This is a genomic window from Marinomonas sp. UCMA 3892 (assembly GCF_012726345.1).
Taxonomy (GTDB): domain Bacteria; phylum Pseudomonadota; class Gammaproteobacteria; order Pseudomonadales; family Marinomonadaceae; genus Marinomonas.
On sequence record NZ_PTXN01000005.1, the window covers coordinates 193,334 to 214,753 of the forward strand.

Genomic DNA, 21,420 nt, shown 5'->3' on the forward strand with positions numbered 1-21,420 from the left:
GTAAGCCAAAATATCTGTTTTGAAACAGACGCTTACCCAATAACTTTCTAGTGTACTTAACTGTTACAGCTTATTGATCTATTAAGCGTGTTGAGCAGAAGAAGATACAAGTGCTGATTTCAATTTGATTGCTACATTTTTAACGGCTTGAGCAGCAGCAGAGATGCTAGCAATGATAAATTCAGCGCGTTCTGCACGAGCGATAGCTTCGTATTTTTCAGCATCAGTAAGAAAAGAAGTGTTTACGCTTTCTAATAGCTCAGCAATAGATTTAGTGTTTTTCATGATGTATTCCTCGTTTATGGTTGTTTCAAAAAGCATCAAAACTTATTCCGTTTTGATGCTTGTATATTAGAAACTATGGGTAAATAAGACAAACGATAAAAAATACGCCTATACCTGAAAAAAACTAATCAATCGGACAGTTAACTATTATGTAAGTTAGTGGACACAAGATATATAAAGGCTTTCAGCTTATTTATATATTGTCCAAAGGGCTACCATTTTGCTTTGCTGTGTCTAAACGTATGTAGGATTTTGTGCTCACAACGTCTGCATGGGCATAAAGTTGTTTGACTACTAAGTCAGTGAATTGCGCCATGTCTTTAGCATGAATTTCTACCATCAAATCTACGTCTCCAGTCACACCATGAACGTTTATAGCAGCGCTTTGCTGTTGCAGAAAGCGCATTACATTATCACGTGCATTCGGGACGTCTTTACTGACTGTGACTAATGTCCAAGCCATGACACTGTAGCCAAGTTTTTGGTAATTCACCTGCGCTCGATAACCACTAATAATGTCCATTTCTTCTAGTTGGCGTAAGCGCCTTAAACACTGCGATTGTGAGAGATTAATACTCTCAGCTAATTGTGTATTGCTAAGGCGGCCATCTTTTTCTAATGCTTGGATTATTTTGTAATCGGTGCGGTCTAAGGTGATTTCTTTCATAAAAGGCTCTAATTAAACAAAAATCTTGTATTACGTTAGTGATTCTCCCTGTAAATAGCAAACAACTTGTGCGGCATATTATCTATACTTTTATCATATAAGTTTGTTGTAGATGACAAGCTTAAGATTGCATTCGATAAGGAGATAAAGTAATGGCACCTAGGTTAGATTTGGCGTTTGTGCGTTCTCAATTCCCAGCGTTTAAAGAACCTTCTTTAGCGGGTCAGGCGTTTTTTGATAATGCGGGTGGTTCTTATGCTTGTCAGGCGGTGATTGATCATTTAGATCAATATTATCGAGAAACCAAACTGCAGCCTTATCACCTTCATCCTGCAGCACAAAAAGCCGGTGCTCAGATGGATTTATCTCACGAGCGTTTAGCATCTTATTTGAATGTGAAGACTAGTGAAGTGCATCTTGGACCTTCTACCTCTCAGAATACGTATGTATTGGCGCAAGCTTTTGGCAAGATTCTAAAAGCGGGCGACGAGATCATTGTCACTAATCAAGATCACGAAGCAAACATTGGTGTTTGGCGTGCATTAGAAGTACGTGGAATCGTGATTAAAGAATGGCAAGTGGATGCTCAGACTGGATCATTAGATATTAATAACTTAGAGACCCTTTTTACGGAACGAACCAAGCTTTTAGCTTTTACTCATTGCTCAAATATTGTCGCTGAAATCAATCCAGTAGCGGATATTTGCGCACGAGCGAAAGCGGCGGGAATTGCGACTGTGGTTGATGGTGTATCTTTTGCCGGTCATGGTTTGCCAGATGTGGATGCATTGGGTGCGGATATTTATCTATTCTCGCTTTATAAAGCGTATGGAACGCATCTTGGTGTGATGGTCATTCGCGATGCCATGGCTGATAAATTGGGTAATCAGGCGCATTATTTTAACAAAGCTTATCGTCAAAAATGGTTTGTGCCTGCAGGACCTGATCATGCTCAAGTGGCGGCAAGCAGTGGAGTGTTGGACTATTTTGATGCCTTGCACGATCATCATTTCGATGCAACGGACTCTGGTGCTGAAAAAGCCCTGCGCGTGAGAAATTTGTTCCATGATGCCGAACAAGTCTTGTTGGCCAAGTTGCTTCGCTTTGTCGATCAACATCCTAAGTTGACCTTACTTGGAACGGCAGATCCTGCGAAGAGAGCCGCCACGGTGTCGATTATTCCCAAAGGACAAACACCTCAGGAACTGGCGCAGAAATTAGTTGATCAAGGCATTATTTGTGGAGCAGGGCACTTCTATGCCGTGCGTTTGCTAGAAGCGATGGGGGTGGACACAAGTACAGGCGTGGTTCGCTTGTCATTTGTTCATTATACGAATGACGAAGAAATGGATCAGTTGATCGAGGCTTTAGATAAGGCGCTTTCATAGGACTAGAGCGAGGGTAGATTTTGTCTCTGCACTCGCTGTTTTTTTACGTGAATTATTCTTTAGTTGGTTCTGGCCAAGAATCATAATGAATTGCAGAGCTAGCATCTCGTCTTGGTAACCAGCCAGCCCTTTCTAGGTCTGGCGTGTCATGAAATGTGTCCACATAGCCCACGCACAAATAGGCAATGATATCGATGGATTCAGGAATGTTAAGCGTGTCGCGTATGACCTTGTCATGAATAATACTGACCCAGCCAACACCGAGGTTTTCCGCTCTTGCGGCTAGCCATAGATTTTGTACCGCGCACACCGAACTGAATAGATCCATTTCTGGCTTCGCGGTTCGCCCTAATACAACAGAGCCCGTCCGGCTGCGATCGCATGTCACACAAATACCCAGTGGCGCTTCTTCAATGCCTTCTAGTTTGAAACTCTTATATTGCTCTTTACGCTTGCCTTCAAACAGTTCGGTTGCTTCGGCGTGAGCTTGCAAAAATCCTTGTTTAATTTGCGTCTTGGATTCTGCTTTGGTGACAAGAATGAAGTCCCAAGGCTGCATAAAACCGACGCTTGGCGCATGGTGTGCAGCCAATAATATGCGCTCTAAAACATCGTTCGGAATAGGATCGGGTTTGAATTCTCGTCGTACATCTCGACGAGAAAATATGGTCTTGTAAACTGCGTCGCGCTCTTCTGGAGTGATGTTCATAATATCGACTTTCGCAATTGGATAGATCGATATTATGAGGAGTTATGATGTTTTATGCCAATGAGGAAAACTTGGGTTAAAGAGATTTTTTCTACGCTTGATCGCTACAAACCGCCTTTAGTAATAAATCATCGCTTTCAAGTGGATACCAAGTTGAAGTTGATGGCTGTTTTGAATCTGGGGAGGCTGTAAAAGATTGAGTGAAATCTGTTCTGGCGCCTTGTACGCAATCGACTATTTGTGGAACGCGTTTCGCCATGTGGCGACGTTCAAAAAAGTACAAGTCGACTAGAACAAGGTTCGGATCAATTTTATTTTTTGCAGAATTCTCTACATCGGCAGCGATAAAACGAAGAGTTTGTGGGAATACGTAGCTCCAAGGACGCCATGGGGCTTCTTCTTGAACAGCTTTTATAACGACAACGCCTTCTGGCAGTAAGCTCGTTTGATGATCGTACCAGTCGTATTCACCTTGAATTTGAAAACCAAGCATGGCAACACCAGCAAACACAGGAACCAGCCATTTCGGCGCGGTTTGTTTGGTTATTTTTCTTAACAACAGAGCAATACCTGCGCCGCCAATACCGGCAAAAACGGTAGCAATGAGTTCCCAAAACATAAGCGTTCTCTTTTTTGATATTTTGTAGATTTTTATTATAAGGAAATTGGGCCTCACAAAGAAGTGAGGCCCAATTGATAGGAAGTGCTTTTTGTTAAATTTTAGTGGTCAACAGCACCGCCTGCACCTTGAGGGTAACGAACGCTTTCAACAAGGTCTTGGATTTCTTTTGGTGGTGGCGCTGTCATCGAAGAGACGGTAAACGCGACCACAAAGTTAATCACCGCACCAATGGCGCCGAATGACAATGGTGATACACCAAACCACCAATTATCTGGAGTATTGGCGAACGACGCTGTACCGGGGATGAAGAACCAGCCAAGGAATAAGAAAATATAAACCAAGGTAGAAATCAGACCCGCTAGCATACCAGCGATTGCCCCAGTGCTATTCACACGTTTAGAGAAGATACCCATCATTAGAGCAGGGAAGATAGAGGCTGCAGCAATACCAAAGGCTAATGCTACTACCTGAGCCGCGAAGCCCGGTGGATTCATGCCTAAGTAAGTAGCCAATGCTATGGCGACGAACATGGATATCCTTGCAACCCTGAGTTCTCCTTTGTCACTAATATTGGGGTTTATTGATCCTTTTATTAAGTCATGACTTATTGCAGACGAAATTGCTAATAGTAGACCGGCAGCGGTTGAAAGTGCTGCCGCCAAACCGCCGGCAGCAATCAGACCAACTACCCAACCAGGAAGGTTTGCAATTTCTGGGTTTGCCAATACAAGAATATCACCGTTAACCGTTAATTCATTACCAGCCCAACCACGCGCAGTTGCCTCGTCTTTGAAAGCTGGAACATCGTTATAGAACTGTACTCGACCATCGCCATTTTTATCGTCGAACTTGATAAGACCGGTAGTTTCCCAAGTTTGAACCCAATCAGGACGTTCAGCATACTCAATAGGTGCCGCTGTTGGGCCAGAAGGATAGATGGTGGTCAACAAGTTCAAACGAGCCATAGACGCAACAGCAGGTGCTGTTAGGTATAGCAAAGCAATGAATACTAGCGCCCAACCAGCAGACCAACGAGCATCGGCCACTTTAGGAACAGTAAAGAAACGAATAATAACGTGTGGTAGGCCTGCTGTACCTATCATCAGAGATAGCGTAAACAGAACCATATTCAGTTTGTTATCAACATCGGCTGTGTAATCTCTAAAGCCAAGTTCTCGTACCACTTCATCTAACTTTTGTAGCAACGGCATGCCAGATTCAGTGTGGTTAGAGAAAAGACCGACAGCAGGTATAAATGTGTCTGTTAATTGTAAGGAGATGAAAACCGCAGGAATAGTGTAAGCGATGATTAGAACCACATATTGCGCAACCTGCGTATAAGTGATGCCTTTCATGCCACCTAATACTGCGTAGAAGAATACCACAACCGCAGCGATCAAAAGACCTGTGTTGTTATCTACTTCCAAGAAGCGAGAGAATGCTACGCCTGCACCAGTCATTTGGCCGATTACATAGGTAACTGAAGCAATGATTAAACATGCAACCGCTACTAAACGAGCGGTACCACTGTAGAAACGATCGCCGATGAAGTCTGGCACGGTAAACTTACCAAATTTACGTAAGTAAGGTGCAAGTAACATAGCCAGTAATACATAGCCGCCAGTCCAACCCATTAAATAAGTTGAGTTAGCGTAACCGCCTGCTGCGATCAACCCCGCCATGGATATGAAAGACGCTGCAGACATCCAATCAGCAGCTGTTGCCATACCATTAAGTACCGGATGGACGCCACCGCCTGCAACGTAGAACTCTTTTGTCGAACCAGCTCGAGCCCAAAATGCAATACCAAAATAAAGCGCAAAGGAGCCGCCGACGAAAAGTAAATTGATAGTAAATTGATCCATGCGACTTACTCCTGAAGGCCAAATTCTTCATCAAGCTTGTTCATTCTCCAAGCGTAGAAGAAGGTCAAAGCGATGAATACAAGAATGGAGCCTTGCTGAGCGAACCAGAAGCCTAAATCAGCACCTCCAATCATAATGCCTGAGAGCATGGGACGAAGTAGAATGGCACAACCGTAGGATGCTAATGCCCAAACCACTAAACTGCCTAGTATCAGCCTGAGGTTTGCTTGCCAGTATTTTTCTGCATTAATATTATGATCTGACACGGTAGATCTCCTTATAATTATTGTTATACGCCCTATTAATTTAGCAGGCAGTTGTCTAATAAGAAGTCAGACTTTAGTCGAATAGAGTGATTTTTAATCAATATATGTCTAGGCGGGATTTACGTAATATTGCCTTTCATTGCCTTTCGAAAGAGAGTAAGAGAAATGAACATAAATATTAAACAAAAGATTCTTTCGGTTTGTGCTGAAAAAATAAAACAAAAAGGTGATGGTGTTCAGGTATCGTTTTATGCTTTTTTTGCCAATAAAAATGATGATCCTATCACCTTGATGGCTGTTGCCCGTTGGTGGATTGAAGAACAGCAACTGAATCACTTCGAAAAAGCCACCAAGATTTATGCCATGGTGGTATCGCTTGATGACTCATCAGTATTTCAATCATCTTATGCTGAACAAAATAAAGGCCTTAATCATCTAACCTTGAGTGTGGCGAATCTCGATTCCTCTCTTGAATTTTATTGTCACCTTCTAGGTTTTAAAGCAGAAGTACGTTGGAATACAGGCGCCTATTTGTCATACAGGGATTGTTGGCTTTGTTTATCGCTGGGTGAAGCCAAACCTAGTCGGGATTATACGCATTTTGCTTTTAGTTTTGACTTATCAGCTATGTCTCGTGTTCAGCAAAAAAATGCTTTTCAAGCAGTGAAGCAATGGCAAGTAAATAGCAGTGAAGGGGATTCTTTATATATTGAAGACCCTGATGGTCATAAGTTAGAACTGCATTCAGGTTCCCTTGCTACACGTCTTGAGTCTTTAAAAACTAAACCTTATGAAGGATTGGAGTGGTTACATTAAATCTGTACCATATTAGTCCTACTAAAGAAGAATAGCCTTCTTGATGACTGATCTTTTGGTGAGGGTTTTTAATCATTGCGTATGTCATAATCGACCAGTGACAGACTTGTCTTAGGAGACAAAGAGTGATTCAAGCAATTTTCGTGTCGAAAAAATCCAAACAATCCCAGATAGGGATTGATGCTGTCAAAGTGGATGCGGGTAAAGGCATCGTAGGCGACCGATATTACGGAAAAAAGGGCACAGACGGCCCTAATATTACCTTTGTCGAAAGTGAAGAGATCGCAGCTTTTAATGCTAACTTTGGACAAAGTATTGCTCTATCAGCGACTAGAAGAAATATAGTGACCCAAGGCGTGCGACTGAACCAATTAGTTGGTCAAGAGTTCTCTATTGGTGATGTACGTTTTTACGGAGTTGAACTGTGTGAGCCTTGTGGCTCGCTGGGAAAATCGCTAGCCAATGATTCTATATCATCACCACAAGTCGTGAGAGCTTGGCTTCATCGTGGTGGTTTAAGAGCCAATGTTTTAAGTACTGGAATATTAAGAACAGGCATGCAATTTAATTTGATCCCAAGAAACAGCAAATAGTATTTCTTGGGATCAAAGGATAGGATATTTAAGCGAAGTCAGTTGCCAGAACAAAGCGTTTAATATCGTTGAACTCCGTATTAAATGGTTGAATTTGCGGTTGATATTTTCCTGCTAAGCAGTCTGTTACAACGGCTTCTGCGGCGATTAAATAAGCCATTTTATCTTCTACTGGACTTAGTTTTGGTTCCTTGATTGGTGCCTTCCATAACAAGTCGTTGAGCGATTTAGGTGTTGCCGATTTACCTTGAAAACGCCACAAATCGCTTTTTTGATCGTATGCGTAGTAGGGTAATAATGTCGTGCCATGTTTCGCGACAAAATCGATGGCGTCTAATATAAATGTGGCTTCTGCTTCATCTAAGAAATAGTTCAAATTGAAACGAACCCAACCCGGTTTGACTAGCTTCTCGCCTTTTTTCATCGCTTCTTGGATTCGTTCAGACTCAGCTTTGCCAATGCCTAATAGTTGGTGTCCATAAGGGCCTGCGCAAGAGCAACCACCGCGAACTTGAATACCAAATAAGTCGTTTAATAATGCGGTGATAAAGCCGTGATGCAAATAGCCAAAATCCGTTTTGATGCGAAACGCGGTAATGGACAAGCGCGCCGCTTGATCGTGTCCTAGCCGCTCAATCCTTGGGTGGTTCCGCCAACGCTGGTCGATCATCTTCACCAGCTCATGTTCACGCACTTCGATAGCCTTTTCACCAACGGCTTGTTTAAGCTGAAATACCAAACCAGCACGAATCGATTCGACAATACTGGGTGTACCGCCTTCTTCTCGGCGTTCACCAACGGGTAAAAAAGTATGGTCGTCTGGGGTAACAAAAGATACCGTGCCACCACCGATCAGACTGGGCTTGGAATTATGAATCACGGTTTTTTTAACCACTAAAATCCCTGGAGTACCTGGGCCACCAATGAATTTATGAGTGGAGAAAAAGATCGCATCTTTAGCCAGATCTGAGGACGCATTTGGGTTCATGTTCAGTGCAACATAAGGCGCCGCTGCAGCAAAATCCCAAAAAGCCAACGCTTGGTAGCGATGGAGCAAGGCGGTAATGGCACCTTGGTCGCATAAAATGCCTGTGACGTTGGACGCTGCGCTGAAACTACCGATGAGACGTTTACCTTGTTTAGCCTGCAACTCTGTTTCTAAAGTGGCTAGACACACACCACCGTCTTTGGACTCGGGAATACGGATCACTTCAACGCCCAACTCTCGCCATGGTAATTCATTGGAATGGTGTTCATATGGACCAATGAAAACGCAGATTTCAGACTTTTCAGACGGACTCAATTGGCGCAGACTTAATTGGCTAATCAAGGTGTTAATCGCGCTGGTGGCACCGCTGCCGCAAAATATGACTAGGTCATCTTCACTGGCATTAACCGCTTGTCTAATTTGTTGGCGTGCTTGTTCTCGGAATGCCGTTGTTTGTTGGCCGGTGGCATTGGCTTCGGTGTGCGTGTTGGCATAAAGCGGTAAGACATGTTGGCGAATGGCGTCTTCGATAAAGTCTAGACTACGGCCGGAGGCTGTGTAGTCAGCGTAAGTCAAAGTTCTGGTGCCAAAAGGTGTTGGTATTTGCGTGTCTTTACCAATAATGCCATCACGAATGCGGGCAAACAAAGCGTCTTTATCTAATGACGTATTGGCATTTTGATCGGTTATGTTCTCTGCGGCAGCAATGGACATGTTTCTTTCCTTTTGGGCTTGCCGCATAGATAAATACTTTTGTCACATTATGATTTCGGGGTGGGCAAGGGCAACTGAGTTGTCCACTTAATTTGCTCCATCGCGAAGTTTGAGGTGACGTCAGTTAATGCGGTGGCACTAATTAATCGTTTATAAAATTTGTCATACGCTGGAATGTCTTTTACCAACACACGAAGTAAGTAGTCGTATTCCCCTGCCATGCGATAAAACTCCACCACTTCAGGGAACTCGGCAACAACGCGGGCGAATTCTTCTGCCCAATTTGCATCATGCTGATTGGTTTTCACTTGGACAAAAACAGAAACTCCAAGCCCTAACTTGTCCGCGTCTAAAAGCGCGACACGGCGTTTAATAAAACCAGCATTTTCGAGCTTTTGAATTCGTCTCCAGCAAGGTGTTTTTGATAGGCCAACCTGCTGAGCCATCGACTCTGTGGAAATACTATCATCACTCTGAATTAAGGCAAGTAGTTGCAAATCTATCTCATCTAAGTGCATTTTGTTCTCTATATTGTTATTTAATTAGAAAATAATTCCATATTCTCTCGTTTTTTCTGGAGCTAAGCAATATGGTTGCTTGAAGCATCAATTAAGAGGAATCATGTTTTTTCTAACAATAAGAAATTATTTTCGAAAAGATTGTTTTTTATAATAAAAAAGGATTCTTAAGGGTTAAATGTCAGGGGTGACTAAAGTTTATGGCTCGCGTGTTTCTATGTTGTCTTGTCTCTTTATAATCGTGATCGACCAAATACAAAGGTCATAGTGAAAGAACAACCCTTGGATAAAGCAATTAAAGGAGTATTAAATGGTTGTGCAAAGTGCTGCTCGTATTATTGGTATTGGATTTTTGTCGAGTCTGGCGCTTGCCGGTGAGTCAGCAATAGTGGCAGATGACGAAATGGCAAAACAGCGTCGAGCACTGGAAATGAGCGCAAAGGAGCAAGGTGCTGGGCCCCAATCGCCTCGGGATATTGATATCAAGTTTGGGCGTAATGAAAAACTGTTTGTCAATGCTCCAGCAGTTAATGAAATGAATCTTTGTAATATTCATTTCCATAAGAATGCTGAACACAAAGGAGGGGAGTTTACTCGTTATGCTGGCAATGGAGACGGTAAAGGTTACCAAACCGGCTATCTTTATGCTGGTCAACTCAATCAAGCAGAGTTAATGCCTTTAAAAGGTGACGCTGTGTGCAAAAGTAAATACAGCGAAGTGCTTCCGGGCGATACGATCGAATTGCATTATGTGTATTCCACTGGGCAAGTAGAGCCCGGGCCAACACTTGGGGCGTGTATTAACAAAGAGGAAGCCACACCAAAGCTACGGGTTGAGTCCCTCGTGTTTGTTGCAGTGAATGATCGCAATGCCTTAGATTTTAGAGATATGACGTCACACCAAGTTCGTAATGGGTTTTATCAAGCGACTGATATTCCAAATAATACCGGTCAATCAGTGACCTATGTAGGTTCAACAACAGGTCCTTCCTACAATGAAAAAGTCTCACCTTTTGAAGTGACATGGAATGTTCGACCTAAAGTCGCCAAGGTTAATATTCAATCAATGGGGGCGTGGTGTGATAGCCAAAATGTGTATCAAGAGGATCATGCTCATGGTGTGCGAAACTTGGTTACGAACCCTGATTTACTATCGGAAATTTCCGTTGATGAGTAAATAAACTCACATCTATAGGTGTGTAAATCGCCATTAAACCTTTACAGCAAAAGCCCTTTTTATAGAGGGTTTTTTAGTCTTTTTGATGAGGTTTTTTGTGCTCCAGTTGTTCGGTGTAAAAATGCTTCTATCTGAATTGATAGAAATGTTATATTATAACATTTCTATTGAGGAGACCGTCATGAACAACAAGACAAATAAATTACCTGTTACTGTGTTATCTGGCTTTTTAGGGGCCGGTAAAACCACCGTATTAAGTCATATACTGAATAACCGAGATGGTCTGAAAGTCGCGGTTATTGTGAATGATATGAGTGAGATCAATATTGATGCCGCAACCATTAAACAGGAAGTGTCGCTAAATCGCAGCGAAGAAAAGCTCGTCGAAATGAGCAATGGTTGTATCTGCTGCACGTTACGTGAAGATTTGCTTATTGAGGTGCGAAAGTTAGCTGAAGATAATCGTTTTGATTATTTGGTCATTGAGTCTACCGGCATTTCTGAGCCATTACCTGTAGCCGAGACTTTCACTTTTGCAGATGAAGATGGGATCAGTCTTTCTGACATCGCTCGCCTAGATACCATGGTCACTGTCGTGGATGCAGTGAATTTTATGAAGGATTATGACGCGGCAATATCCCTGCAGGAAACCGGTGAATCCCTCGGTGAAGAGGATGAACGTAGTGTGGCTGACTTGTTAATTGACCAAGTCGAGTTTGCTGACATCATCTTGATCAGCAAAACGGACTTAATAGGTGAAACAGAATTAAAACAGTTAGAATCCATTCTACGAAGCTTTAATACCGAAGCCGACATTATCCCTATTCAGCAAGGTCAAATTGAGCCAAAACGTTTGTTGGGAACCCATAAATTTAGTTTCGAAAAAGCTCAGCAAGCGGCAGGTTGGTTAAAAGAAATGCGGGGCGAGCATGTACCTGAAACGGAAGAATATGGTATTGGCAGTTTTTCTTATTTGGCGAGAAAACCTTTTCATCCTCAGCGTTTTTTTGATTTCCTTCATAACACTGAGGCGTATGGGAAGTTGCTGCGCTCGAAAGGCTATTTTTGGTTGGCTACTCGTCCAGAGTTCGCTGGTCAATGGAGTCAGGCTGGTGGTATTGCTCATTATGGTTTTGCTGGCATGTTTTGGAAGGCGGTACCTAAGGATAAATGGCCACAAGATCCAGAATATCTTGAATCAATAGCAGATCAATGGGTAGAGCCTTTCGGTGACATGCGCCAAGAACTGGTTTTTATCGGTCAGAACTTGAAAAAAGAAGCGGTTATTAAAGCGTTAGATGCCTGTTTGTTAAGCGATGATGAATTGCTGGCAGGTAAAAATGCGTGGGCTAATTTGCCCGATCCATTTCCTGAATGGCAAGAGGTTGCTTAAGCCTAGTCTTTAAACGAAACAAAGTCTTCAGCTTTATCAAAGCAAAGGCTTTGTTTCGTGTATTTGTCTATCTTTCGTCACCCGTGTTCACAGGTTCCAATACATCTACTGTTTTGCTCTTCAAACGAGCTATTAATGTGTGAATATCTTCTTTAATCATTAATAACACCGGAATTAATATCAATGTGATAAGAGTTGCGAACATAATGCCGTAACCAAGAGAGACCGCCGCTGGAATGAGTGCTTGAGCTTGCCTTGATGTCTCCCACAAGATTGGAATCAGTCCTGCAAAGGTTGTGAAAGAGGTTAGTAAGACTGCACGTAATCGGCTTTGGCAGGCTTGGCGAATGGCTTGTTTCACATGCACTGTGTCTTTGCGAATATCGTTAAAACGAGATACCAGCAAAAGACTGTCGTTTACCACCACGCCACTTAGTGCCAAGATGCCATTGAGCGAGAAAATGCTCAAAGCAAGGTCATTCATCCAGTGTCCTAACAGGGCACCAATAATACCAAATGGAATTGCCATCATGATGATAATAGGTTGGCTGTAAGATTTTAGTGGAATGGCTAATAAAGCGTAAATAATAAGCAGGGCCAACATAAACATTTTTCCTAAAGAGGATTCCGTTTCTGCTTGTTCTTCTGCTTCTCCTGAAAAGTCAAAATTCACGCTAGAAAATTGTTTTTTCATATTTGGCATCACGGCACTTTGTAAATATTCGACGACTTCGGTCGAAGACATTACGTCTTTATCGACTTCGGCTGAAAGGTAATACGAGCGCTTGCCATCAATACGAATAATGTCAGTCTGAACTTCGGTTTTTGTTAAACTCGCTACTGTTGACAGTGGGATTCTTGCCCCATTCTCAAGGACGATTTTGGTGCTCATCACCGCTGCGGGGGATTCTTGTTGGTCTCTGGGAAAGCCTACTCGAACTTCAATTTCGTCGTTATCACGCTGGTATTTTTGTACTACGGTGCCATCGAAATTTTGTGCGACTTGGCTAGCAAGCTCGGTAGAGCTGAGCCCTAATAGTCGTCCTTGTTCTGTTAAATTTAGCGCTAAACGTGACTCCGGTGGAGTATCAAATTTTTCCACACCTGTGACGGCGGGAATGGCTTTTAGCTTTTCAATAAAGGTTTCCATGGCACCGTCTAAAGCGCTAGAGTCGCTACTAGTTAGTTCAACATACAGTGCATCTACCGTGTCTTGGCCATAGCGAATGCGTAAGCTTTTTACGCCTTCTACTTGTGCGGAAATCTCTTGCCATTTGCTGGTGAATTGTCTTGAGTTGTAATAGGGTGACCCACTGACCAGCTCGACACGAAAATTACCGCTTTGGTCGCCACTTGAAGCTGTTTGTATATGTTTAATTCCAGTGGCTTGCGGTGATGTATCTGCTGGGATTTTACCTTTTTTCTTTGCTTCTTGGATGAGTTCTTTATCCGCTTGATACGCTTTTTGCTCGATGATTAATAGTGCTTTTTGCGTTTCACCATAGCTGCTATCGCTTTGCATGGTTAATGTGGTGCGTACAGAATCGCCGGGAATTCGAGGGAAAAAGCTCATGCGAATGTCGCCAGTAAAAGGCATTGACATAACTAAGGCAAATAAAGTGATAAAAATAACACACATGGCGTAGCGCTGCTGTAGTGCAAAGTCGATAGCAGGTCGATAGAGTTTGTCGCTAAAAAACTGTAAGCCTTTATCTGCGCCACCTTGAACCATTGCCCAGAATGAAGACACAATATTATTCGGTTTTGATTTTCGTGTATTTAAATGAGACAAATGGGCTGGCAAAATAATTTTTGATTCGATTACCGATAGCACCAAGCAGATGGCGACGACGATGGCGAATTGAGAATAAATTTGGCCAAGTCGGCCATCAATATTGGATAACGCCCAAAAAGCGGCTACTGTTGTGAACACGCCAAATAACGTTGGCACGGCAACTTCCATTGTGCCTTTTATGGTATTGCCTAATGTGTCACCATCTCTAGCTCGGGTAGCGTAAATACTTTCTCCAACCACCACTGCATCATCGACCACAATACCCAAGGCTAGGATAAAGCCAAAGGTCGTAATCATATTCAAAGTGAGGTCGATGCTGCTTGTTCCCATGGCGAAAATGGTGCCAAAGAAAATGAAAGGTAAACCCATGGCAACCCAAAATGCCACGGTAATATTGAGGAAAATCGCTAATAATACAAATACTAATAACACGCCAGTGAGGGCGTTTTTGATCATGAGTTCTAAACGTTGGTTAATGGATTCGCTGCGATCATTCCACGTAGTAAGTTGTACTTGAGATGGCAATCTGTCGCTGTCTTTCCATGTATCCACAACTTTTTTCGTCGCTTCCACAGTATTGATAATATCGTCATTACCTGTGGTATTAACGCGAATTGAAAGGCTATCTTTTTGATTAAAACGGGACAGCACAAATTTATCGTCATCAAAGGTGTCGCGAATAGTCGCTATTTCCCCCAGTTTGATATTGCCACCGGTGGTGTTGGTTTTGACAATAATGTTGCTAAACTGCTGTTTAAAATAAGCTTGCTCAGCGGCGCTAATTTTAAGATAGACATCTTTATTACTTAGAGTGGCAACTTTGGATGTCGCTGATTCCGCAGTAATAGCAGTACGAATATTTGCTAAGGTTAAGCCGTAAGCCTCGAGCTTATTTTTGTCTACTTCAATTAGCATGGTCTGGTCTAAGGTGCCAGAAATACTCACTGAGTTAATTTGCTCATCTGCGAGTAGGTCTGTTTTTAAATCGTTTGCTAGTGTTTGTAAGGTGCGGCGATCAGCATCACCGTAAAGCTGAATAATAATAGCCAGCTCGGAACGTGTGTCCTTAGTGATTACTGCACGATCGGCTTCACTGGGAAAAGAGTTGATTTCGCCGATTTTGTCTTTGATATCTGAAAATACATTATCCAGTTCATAGCCATCTTTGACCTCAATGTTGACTTCGGCTCCACTGGCCGAAGAGGTCGACATAATGTTTTTAATGCCTTCCACACCTTGCAGTTTTTGCTCAATGGGAATGGCAATGCCTTCTTCGCTTTCTTTCGCAGAACCACTGTCATAGCTAACATTGATGTCTATGCCATTGGGTGGCAGTGTCGGGAAGCTTTTTTTATTAAGTGATCCCATGTTGATTACGCCGAGTGAAATAACAAGCAGCATCAACAAGTTGGCTGCAACAGGGTTACCTGCAAACCATGGAATAATACCTTTAGGTTGATCTAATGGGTTCATTATTGCGACAGCTCTGACGGATTAACAAGGGTGTTTTTTATATAGCTACTAAAAGGCTTTTTAATTACCAAGTAAGGCCGATTTCTAAGGTTTTCAGGAGCCAAAATGTAGATGGATTGGGAGTCTACAAAGAAGGGGGTGGTATCAAAGGCATCTAGACGATTCTCGTCATTGACGTACCAAATTTCACTTTTTTGACTTAACGCTGTGCTAGGTAACTTCCATAAATTAGCAATGGCTTTGCCTTCCAGTTGTGTGGTGACAAATGATCCGGGTAAGAGCGATGGTGTTTGATCTAATGGCGAATCCACTCCGACGATCAAACTGCGCATTCTAGTGGTAGTATTTATGTGTTGATCGATACCAATAACATACCCTTGCCACTGATCATCTGAGTCTATGCTATGAACAAATACCGGTGTTCGACGGTTAAGCAGTGTTTTCATTTCTGGCAGTTTTTGCCAATCACTACTGGCAAGATTGATCGTAATTTCAGCGCGGTCAGTACTGTACAAGGTGGCGACTTCACCGCCAGAATTTAAATAGGAACCCGGAGCAATGGCACGGCTGATTATAAGCGCATCAAAGGGCGCAACGATCTGAGTGTGTTTTAGATTGTCCTGAGCTTCCAATAATGTTGCTTTGGCAGAATCTACTTCAGCCAAAGCATTGGCCAATTGCGGGACACGTAATACCAGATCGGAGTCAGGGTCCCCTTTGAATCCGGCTGCTTTCCATTCAGAACGGGCTTGATCGCCTTGACGTATTTCTTCTTTCAGGGCTAGTTCTGCACTGGCTAAGGTTTTTTTGGCATTAGCAACCGCGCTGTTGAGTTCTTTGTTGCTTAAAGTGACAAGCACATCGCCTTTTTTAACTCGTTGACCTACTTCAAGTTGATCTGACATCTTCACGACTTCGCCACTGACTTTACTGTTGAGCGTGAGCTGATATCTTGGGTTCGCAATGCCTGAAGCCGTAATCATGGCTTCATGGCTTGATGCGGTAACTGAAATGACGCTGACATCTAAGGCTTCTTCTTTTTTTTCTGGCAATGCTTTATTAAGGCTAAAAGCCTTTTTGCTTAGGGCGTTGTCTATATAAAAATAGGTTGCAAGCGCGATGAGCAAAGAGAGGATAAGCAGTATCCATTGGGAAGAGGGTTTCATGGTTGTTTTACTCCAAGGCCTAATGCTACGCCTAAGGTGATTCTGTTTGATAAGTGATTAAAAATGAGTTTGTCGAGTTGAGCTTCGAGATCAAACGTGGTTTTTTGAGCGGCAATTAAATCGCTTAGTTGTACTAATCCACTACGGTATTTTTTTTGATACTGAGCAAGGTTGCTGCGAGAGCTTTCAAGAGCTTCTCTAATATGACTGACTTGCTGCTGTAGGACTTTTTCTTGTCCGATGGCATTGTCCACTTCATTTACGGCTGTTAACAAGGTATTACGATACGCTTGGTACGCTTTGGCGGTATTCAATTTAGCGATTTCTCTCTCGGCCTTTAATTTACCGCCCTGGTACAATGGTTGGGTAAGCTGAGTCATTAATGACCAGACGGGTGAGGTAAAGAGCGCTACGCGAGGTGAGTCTGCTGATTGGCTTAAAGCAGCGCTCAAGTTGATTGATGGCAGCATATTTTTATAGGCGAGAGTTGTTTTAAGGTCTGCCGCTTCAATGGAAAGGTACGCAGATTTTAAATCTGGTCGACGTTGTAAGCTTTGATTTGGTAATTCATCGAGCGTTAAACTGACGCGAGGGTAATCTATATTAGGTGCTAACGCTAGAGGTTCGGTGGTACCTACCAGGAGTTTTAGCTCACGTTTTTGGGTTTCTAAGTCTTCTTTGTATTCTACAAGGTTAGCTCTGGATTGTGAGGTCGATGTTCGAGCCTCGTCCATTTTTTCGAGATTATCTAAACCATTTTTAAAACGTTGTATAATAAGTTTTTCATTAGACTCAAGTAGTTCTAGTCTTTGTTGTTCGATGTTAATGGCATGTTGCTTAGCAGTTAGTGATAACCACGTTTTCATTACATTCGCCACGAGAGTGTCTCGGCTAGCTTGATAGAGAGCCTCGTCACTGGCTAAGGTTTTGCTGGCGGCCTGCTCTGTATTGGCTAGTTTCCCCCAAACGTCTAATTGCCAACTAACATTGATGTCGGCACTGTAGTTAGTGTCTGAGTCTTTGGACTTTTTCGAAGAAACACTGGCATCAACTGAAGGTAGCTGGCTGCTTTGGGTACTTTTCAGCTCCCATAAGCTGGATTGTAGAGTGAGCAGGGTGCTTTGTATATTTGGGTTAGACTCAAGTGCTGTTTTGATTAGTTCATCCAACACTGGATCTTGGATGAGATCCGTGAGGTAGCTGGCAGGCGCCACAGTATCTAAGGCATCCCATTGGGATGTTTTTTTATTGCTTATGGCATCCAGTTCTTGTTGTGCAAGTGAGGCAAAATGCTTGCGGGGTTCGTTTGAGCTGCATGCAGCTAGAGTGAGTACAACAAAGAGAAGCCCTAGGTATCGTAAAGGCCGATTCTGCATTCATGAAATCCTAATGAGGTAAGTGTTAAGACCGTCTTGGTCTTTAAAAAACGTTTGTAAGTTTACTTTACAGTCAAGACGGTATTTTTACCTGATTATTATGTCATTCGTTAGCGTTTTTAACTTTCTTTTCGTTTATTTACATTCCTAGTTTGCTTATTTAGCTCGCCATTAGATTACTGACGACGGGCTTGGTTTGGTCTGCGAATTGTTTCAGAATTTTTGCAAGAGTTTTGATTGCCCATTCGCGCCTCTCCATACTTTGCTCACTGAAGTTAAGTCTAAAGCAATTACGATACTTACCCGTTGCAGAAAAAAGCGGGCCGGGTGCAAAGCCTACGCCTTCTTCGCGGCAACGTTCGATTAGCTTCATGCTGTCAATACTGGGATGAAGCTCTACCCATAAGATAAAACTACCGACAGGGTAGCTAACTCTGGTGTCACTGGGTAAATAGTTTTTTATCACGCTAAGTAAATGGTCTCTCTGTTGCTCGTAGTCTTGTCTCATTTTGCGGATGTGCTTAGCGTAGCCTCCTAAGCGAATAAACTTCGCAATCGCAAGCTGGGGAAGAACTGGACACATAGAACTACTTACGTACTTGATGTGAGTAACTTTGTCTCGATAACGCCCTGGTGCAATCCAGCCAACCCGCATGCCTGGGGCAACAGTTTTGGAAAATGATGAACACAATAAAACTCGACCATCTGTATCAAAGGATTTGATGGTTTTAGGGCGTGGAAACTGATACGAGATATCACCGTAAATGTCATCTTCTATGATGGCAATATCATAACTTTGTGCGAGTCGATAGAGCTGCTCTTTTTTGTCTTCTGGCATGGTGTACCCCAGCGGGTTATTGCATGTCGGCGTGACAAAAATTGCTTTGATGGGCCATTGATCGAGTGCCAATTCTAAAGCTTCTAAACTGATACCTGTTTCTGGGTGCGTTGGAATTTCCATCGCTTTAAGGTTCGCTGCTTTAATTGCTTGCATAGAACCGTAGAAGCTTGGAGACTCGATGGCAATAATATCACCAGGTTCTGTCACCGCTCGCAAGCAAACTGATAGCGCTTCTTGGCAGCCTGAGGTAACGACTAAGTCGTCTGGGTGTAACTGACAACCGGATGCGACGGCAAGACGACATAGCTGGGTGCGTAATTCTTCCGTACCACGAATATCCGCGTAACCTAATCCTAATTCTGGTTTTTGCTTGGTAAGATCTGACAACGTTTTGAGTAAGGGCTTCAAGGTTGTTGCTTTCATATCTGGCATAGCATGCTGCAACTGTACGCCTTGATTACCACTGCGATTCATCAACATATTGAGAACTTCTTCCCATTGGGAAACTTCCAAAGGGCGCTGTGGTGGTCTTGAGATGCTGGGCAGATTGTCCTTTTTGCGTGAGCAAACAAAGTAGCCTGATTTTGGTCGAGCTTCTACCAGTAGTTCTTGCTCAAGTTGCCTATAAGCTTCTTGTACAGTTGAAATGCTGACACCATGTTCTTGGGCTAATTGGCGTACAGAAGGCAGCTTGTCACCTGACTTATAAAAGTCATGTTGTATGTGTTCACGTAAGCGGTTGGCAAGTTTCTGATAAAGTGTCATAGCATCTCCCTTAAAGCCTTCTTGGTATCTGTATTGATTATAAAGTGTATATTTGCCATTTATGACCATACAGATTTAGGTTTATTCGGCCATACAGTGTAAAAAAACCTCTCACTGTATGTTTAATAAAGTGATTTTTTGAATCTGTATCGTATTCCTATCTTCTCTTAAAGTGGTTACTCATACACATAGTGCTTGTTAAGCCCTAGTCTGTGCAGTTTACAAGTGGTCTAAAAGGAGATAGTCATGTTAGTTGTCAGTTTATTTTCTTGTCTTCAACAAAGTATAGAGCGTTTCCAAACGCGTAAAAAATTGGCATCTCTAACTCCTCAGCAGATGATTGACATAGGCATGACAAAAGAACGCCATCAGGCTGAGTTGTCACAAGCGACTATTGTTGGATTTATGCGAGATGTGATGTTCCTTATTAAAAATAAAGGGCAGATGTCATGATAGATGTATCTTTTTTCTTAGCGCTTGCCATGTTTGCTTTTGTGACTTCCGTGACACCGGGCCCGAATAACATTATGTTATTGGCGTCAGGGGCGCAGTTTGGTTTTCGTCGAACCTTACCGCATATGCTAGGAATTGTTCTTGGTGTCGCAAGTCTGCTGCTGTCTACTTTAATGGGGCTTGGTGCGTTATTTACCTGGTATCCACCTCTATACAGCGTTTTAAAATGGGTTGGTTGTGCCTACTTACTTTGGTTAGCATGGAAAATTGGCAGTGCGCCAGTGGGAAATTTAGAGACTAAAAAAGCACCATCTTCACCAATGAATTGGTGGCAGGCTTTGCTTTTTCAGTACGTTAATCCAAAAGCTTGGATGATGGCGATTGGTTGTGTCAGCTCGTTCGCAATTGCTGGAGATTTATATGTTCAGTCTGGTTTTTGGATGATCGTATTGTTTGCTGCGATGGGGTTTCCTGCAATTTCAATTTGGGCGTGGGCTGGAGTGAGTATTCGACGTTGGTTAACTGATCAAAAACGCCAACGAATCTTTAATTTTTGTATGGGGATTGCCACAGCCTCTACATTATTACTGATTATTGGTAATTAAACGCCCGGAAGAGGAGCATCAAGTGACAGATAAACAGGAAGAGCAAAGTGTCTCTAAGGATCACGAGTGGAGCCTTTATATGATAAAGACTCGCTTGAACACGCTTTATACTGGCATTAGTACCGATGTTGATCGACGCTTTAAAGAGCATTCCGGCGTAAGTAAGCGAGGAGCTCGCTATCTGAAAGGCAAAGGGCCGCTTGAATTAGTATGGCATCAATCTGTTGGTTCAAAGAGTGATGCCTTAGTATTGGAGCATAAAGTTAAAAAATTGAATCGACGCCAAAAACTGAGTCTCATAGAAGGCAAAATAGACTTAACCGCATTAAGCCAATCACCTCGAAAAGAGACTAGTCTCTAATAGATAATATAAGCTTGTTTTTCCTGTCGATCATTCGTAGCATGTCGTATATTTTGTGAGACTTGCTCTGGGAGGCAGGAGCTATGATAAGTCATTTTGACCACATTGTTTTGACCGTGGCAAATATCGACAAAGCTGTGTCTTTTTACGAAACCGTGTTGAAAATGGAGCCGATTACCTTTGCAAATGGGCGTAAGGCTATGCGTTTTGGCCAACAAAAGATCAACTTCCAATTACTGGGGCAAGAGCTGCGAAATCATGCAATGGAAGGATCTGGCGATTTATGCCTGATTACCAACTGGACCATTGACGACGTTGTCACTCATTTGAAAGCTTGTAAGGTGACTATCTTAGAAGGCCCCGTGACGAAATCTGGTGCACTAGGGCCAATCGAATCAGTCTATTTCAATGATCCAGACAATAACCTAATCGAAGTCAGTGTTTATTCTGAAAAAGCAGAGTAACCGTTTAATAAAACCATCTAAGAGTCAGTAAGGCAGGCACTATTTTTTGTTAATGCGCCGCTTTTTTTGGTACTTCTTGTTATCATGAATTTTTTTACTTTTTATTTATTGAAGGGACTC

At 42.7% G+C, this 21,420-nt stretch carries 21 protein-coding genes and 1 pseudogene; 10 read left to right on the top strand and 12 right to left on the bottom strand.

Features of this window, described 5'->3' with window-relative positions; genetic code table 11:
* Positions 1-81: 81 nt before the first annotated feature.
* Together B6N13_RS08730 and B6N13_RS08735 are read right to left on the bottom strand one after the other, a co-directional pair.
* On the bottom strand, positions 82-285 hold the full coding sequence (locus tag B6N13_RS08730; RefSeq protein ID WP_157035945.1) for a hypothetical protein: 204 nt from the start codon (positions 283-285) through the stop codon (positions 82-84).
* A 193-nt stretch (positions 286-478) separates the two neighbouring features.
* The gene (locus tag B6N13_RS08735; protein WP_169459105.1) at positions 479-952 is read right to left on the bottom strand and encodes an Lrp/AsnC family transcriptional regulator; all 474 of its coding nucleotides are present in this window, start codon (positions 950-952) and stop codon (positions 479-481) included.
* Between the two features lie 152 nt (positions 953-1,104).
* Between B6N13_RS08735 and B6N13_RS08740 the strand changes: the two genes are divergently transcribed.
* On the top strand, positions 1,105-2,340 hold the full coding sequence (locus B6N13_RS08740) for an aminotransferase class V-fold PLP-dependent enzyme (RefSeq protein ID WP_169459106.1): 1,236 nt from the start codon (positions 1,105-1,107) through the stop codon (positions 2,338-2,340).
* Between the two features lie 52 nt (positions 2,341-2,392).
* Here the strand turns inward: B6N13_RS08740 and bluB are convergent, their stop codons facing one another.
* The 4 genes from bluB to B6N13_RS08760 all read right to left on the bottom strand — a co-directional run bounded on the left by bluB (position 2,393) and on the right by B6N13_RS08760 (position 5,802).
* Positions 2,393-3,049: a 5,6-dimethylbenzimidazole synthase gene (gene bluB, locus B6N13_RS08745; protein WP_012069151.1), complete on the bottom strand. Its 657-nt coding sequence runs from the start codon at positions 3,047-3,049 to the stop codon at positions 2,393-2,395.
* A gap of 91 nt (positions 3,050-3,140) precedes the next feature.
* A complete protein-coding gene (locus B6N13_RS08750; RefSeq protein WP_169459107.1) occupies positions 3,141-3,668 on the bottom strand; it encodes a hypothetical protein in 528 nt (175 codons plus the stop codon).
* A 101-nt stretch (positions 3,669-3,769) separates the two neighbouring features.
* Positions 3,770-5,536: a sodium:solute symporter family protein gene (locus B6N13_RS08755; RefSeq protein WP_169459108.1), complete on the bottom strand. Its 1,767-nt coding sequence runs from the start codon at positions 5,534-5,536 to the stop codon at positions 3,770-3,772.
* Positions 5,537-5,541: 5 nt separating this feature from the next.
* On the bottom strand, positions 5,542-5,802 hold the full coding sequence (locus tag B6N13_RS08760) for a DUF4212 domain-containing protein (protein ID WP_012069154.1): 261 nt from the start codon (positions 5,800-5,802) through the stop codon (positions 5,542-5,544).
* A 165-nt stretch (positions 5,803-5,967) separates the two neighbouring features.
* Here B6N13_RS08760 and B6N13_RS23200 point away from each other — a divergent pair.
* The 3 genes and pseudogenes from B6N13_RS23200 to B6N13_RS08770 all read left to right on the top strand — a co-directional run.
* A pseudogene (locus tag B6N13_RS23200) lies at positions 5,968-6,159 on the top strand (DUF6500 family protein); the annotation flags it as partial.
* A 6-nt stretch (positions 6,160-6,165) separates the two neighbouring features.
* Entirely contained in the window at positions 6,166-6,618 is a 453-nt protein-coding gene (locus B6N13_RS08765; RefSeq protein ID WP_169459183.1) for a VOC family protein, read from the top strand.
* 125 nt (positions 6,619-6,743) lie between these two features.
* The gene (locus B6N13_RS08770; RefSeq protein WP_169459109.1) at positions 6,744-7,211 is read left to right on the top strand and encodes an MOSC domain-containing protein; all 468 of its coding nucleotides are present in this window, start codon (positions 6,744-6,746) and stop codon (positions 7,209-7,211) included.
* Between the two features lie 28 nt (positions 7,212-7,239).
* On the opposite strand, the gene B6N13_RS08775 is transcribed toward B6N13_RS08770, so the two are convergent.
* Positions 7,240-8,913, bottom strand: coding sequence for an aminotransferase class V-fold PLP-dependent enzyme (locus tag B6N13_RS08775; RefSeq protein ID WP_169459110.1), 1,674 nt, complete (start codon positions 8,911-8,913; stop codon positions 7,240-7,242).
* 47 nt (positions 8,914-8,960) lie between these two features.
* Entirely contained in the window at positions 8,961-9,431 is a 471-nt protein-coding gene (locus tag B6N13_RS08780) for an Lrp/AsnC family transcriptional regulator (RefSeq protein ID WP_169459111.1), read from the bottom strand.
* Between the two features lie 310 nt (positions 9,432-9,741).
* Here B6N13_RS08780 and B6N13_RS08785 point away from each other — a divergent pair, with 310 nt between their 5' ends.
* Entirely contained in the window at positions 9,742-10,608 is an 867-nt protein-coding gene (locus B6N13_RS08785; protein WP_169459112.1) for a delta-class carbonic anhydrase, read from the top strand.
* A gap of 181 nt (positions 10,609-10,789) precedes the next feature.
* Entirely contained in the window at positions 10,790-12,001 is a 1,212-nt protein-coding gene (gene zigA / locus B6N13_RS08790; protein WP_012069160.1) for a zinc metallochaperone GTPase ZigA, read from the top strand.
* Positions 12,002-12,068: 67 nt separating this feature from the next.
* On the opposite strand, the gene B6N13_RS08795 is transcribed toward zigA, so the two are convergent.
* From B6N13_RS08795 to B6N13_RS08810, 4 genes are all read right to left on the bottom strand, one after another.
* Positions 12,069-15,269, bottom strand: coding sequence for an efflux RND transporter permease subunit (locus tag B6N13_RS08795; protein WP_169459113.1), 3,201 nt, complete (start codon positions 15,267-15,269; stop codon positions 12,069-12,071).
* Positions 15,269-16,435 carry an efflux RND transporter periplasmic adaptor subunit gene (locus B6N13_RS08800; RefSeq protein WP_169459114.1) on the bottom strand — a complete coding sequence of 389 codons (1,167 nt, stop codon included), beginning with the start codon at positions 16,433-16,435 and terminating at the stop codon, positions 15,269-15,271. The genes B6N13_RS08795 and B6N13_RS08800 overlap by 1 nt, the downstream gene beginning before the upstream one ends.
* Positions 16,432-17,811, bottom strand: coding sequence for a TolC family protein (locus tag B6N13_RS08805; protein WP_169459115.1), 1,380 nt, complete (start codon positions 17,809-17,811; stop codon positions 16,432-16,434). The genes B6N13_RS08800 and B6N13_RS08805 overlap by 4 nt, the downstream gene beginning before the upstream one ends.
* 160 nt (positions 17,812-17,971) lie before the next feature.
* Positions 17,972-19,417, bottom strand: a complete 1,446-nt coding sequence (locus tag B6N13_RS08810) for a PLP-dependent aminotransferase family protein (protein ID WP_048813956.1) — start codon at positions 19,415-19,417, stop codon at positions 17,972-17,974.
* Positions 19,418-19,663: 246 nt separating this feature from the next.
* Here B6N13_RS08810 and B6N13_RS08815 point away from each other — a divergent pair, with 246 nt between their 5' ends.
* From B6N13_RS08815 to B6N13_RS08830, 4 genes are all read left to right on the top strand, one after another.
* Positions 19,664-19,870, top strand: a complete 207-nt coding sequence (locus B6N13_RS08815; RefSeq protein ID WP_048813957.1) for a hypothetical protein — start codon at positions 19,664-19,666, stop codon at positions 19,868-19,870.
* Complete coding sequence (locus B6N13_RS08820; protein WP_012069165.1) at positions 19,867-20,475, top strand: LysE family translocator; 609 nt, start codon at positions 19,867-19,869, stop codon at positions 20,473-20,475. The genes B6N13_RS08815 and B6N13_RS08820 overlap by 4 nt, the downstream gene beginning before the upstream one ends.
* A 22-nt stretch (positions 20,476-20,497) precedes the next feature.
* Positions 20,498-20,836 (top strand): GIY-YIG nuclease family protein, encoded by a 339-nt coding sequence (locus B6N13_RS08825; protein WP_169459116.1) that lies wholly within the window; start codon positions 20,498-20,500, stop codon positions 20,834-20,836.
* 83 nt (positions 20,837-20,919) lie between these two features.
* Positions 20,920-21,300: a VOC family protein gene (locus B6N13_RS08830; RefSeq protein WP_169459117.1), complete on the top strand. Its 381-nt coding sequence runs from the start codon at positions 20,920-20,922 to the stop codon at positions 21,298-21,300.
* Positions 21,301-21,420: the final 120 nt, after the last annotated feature.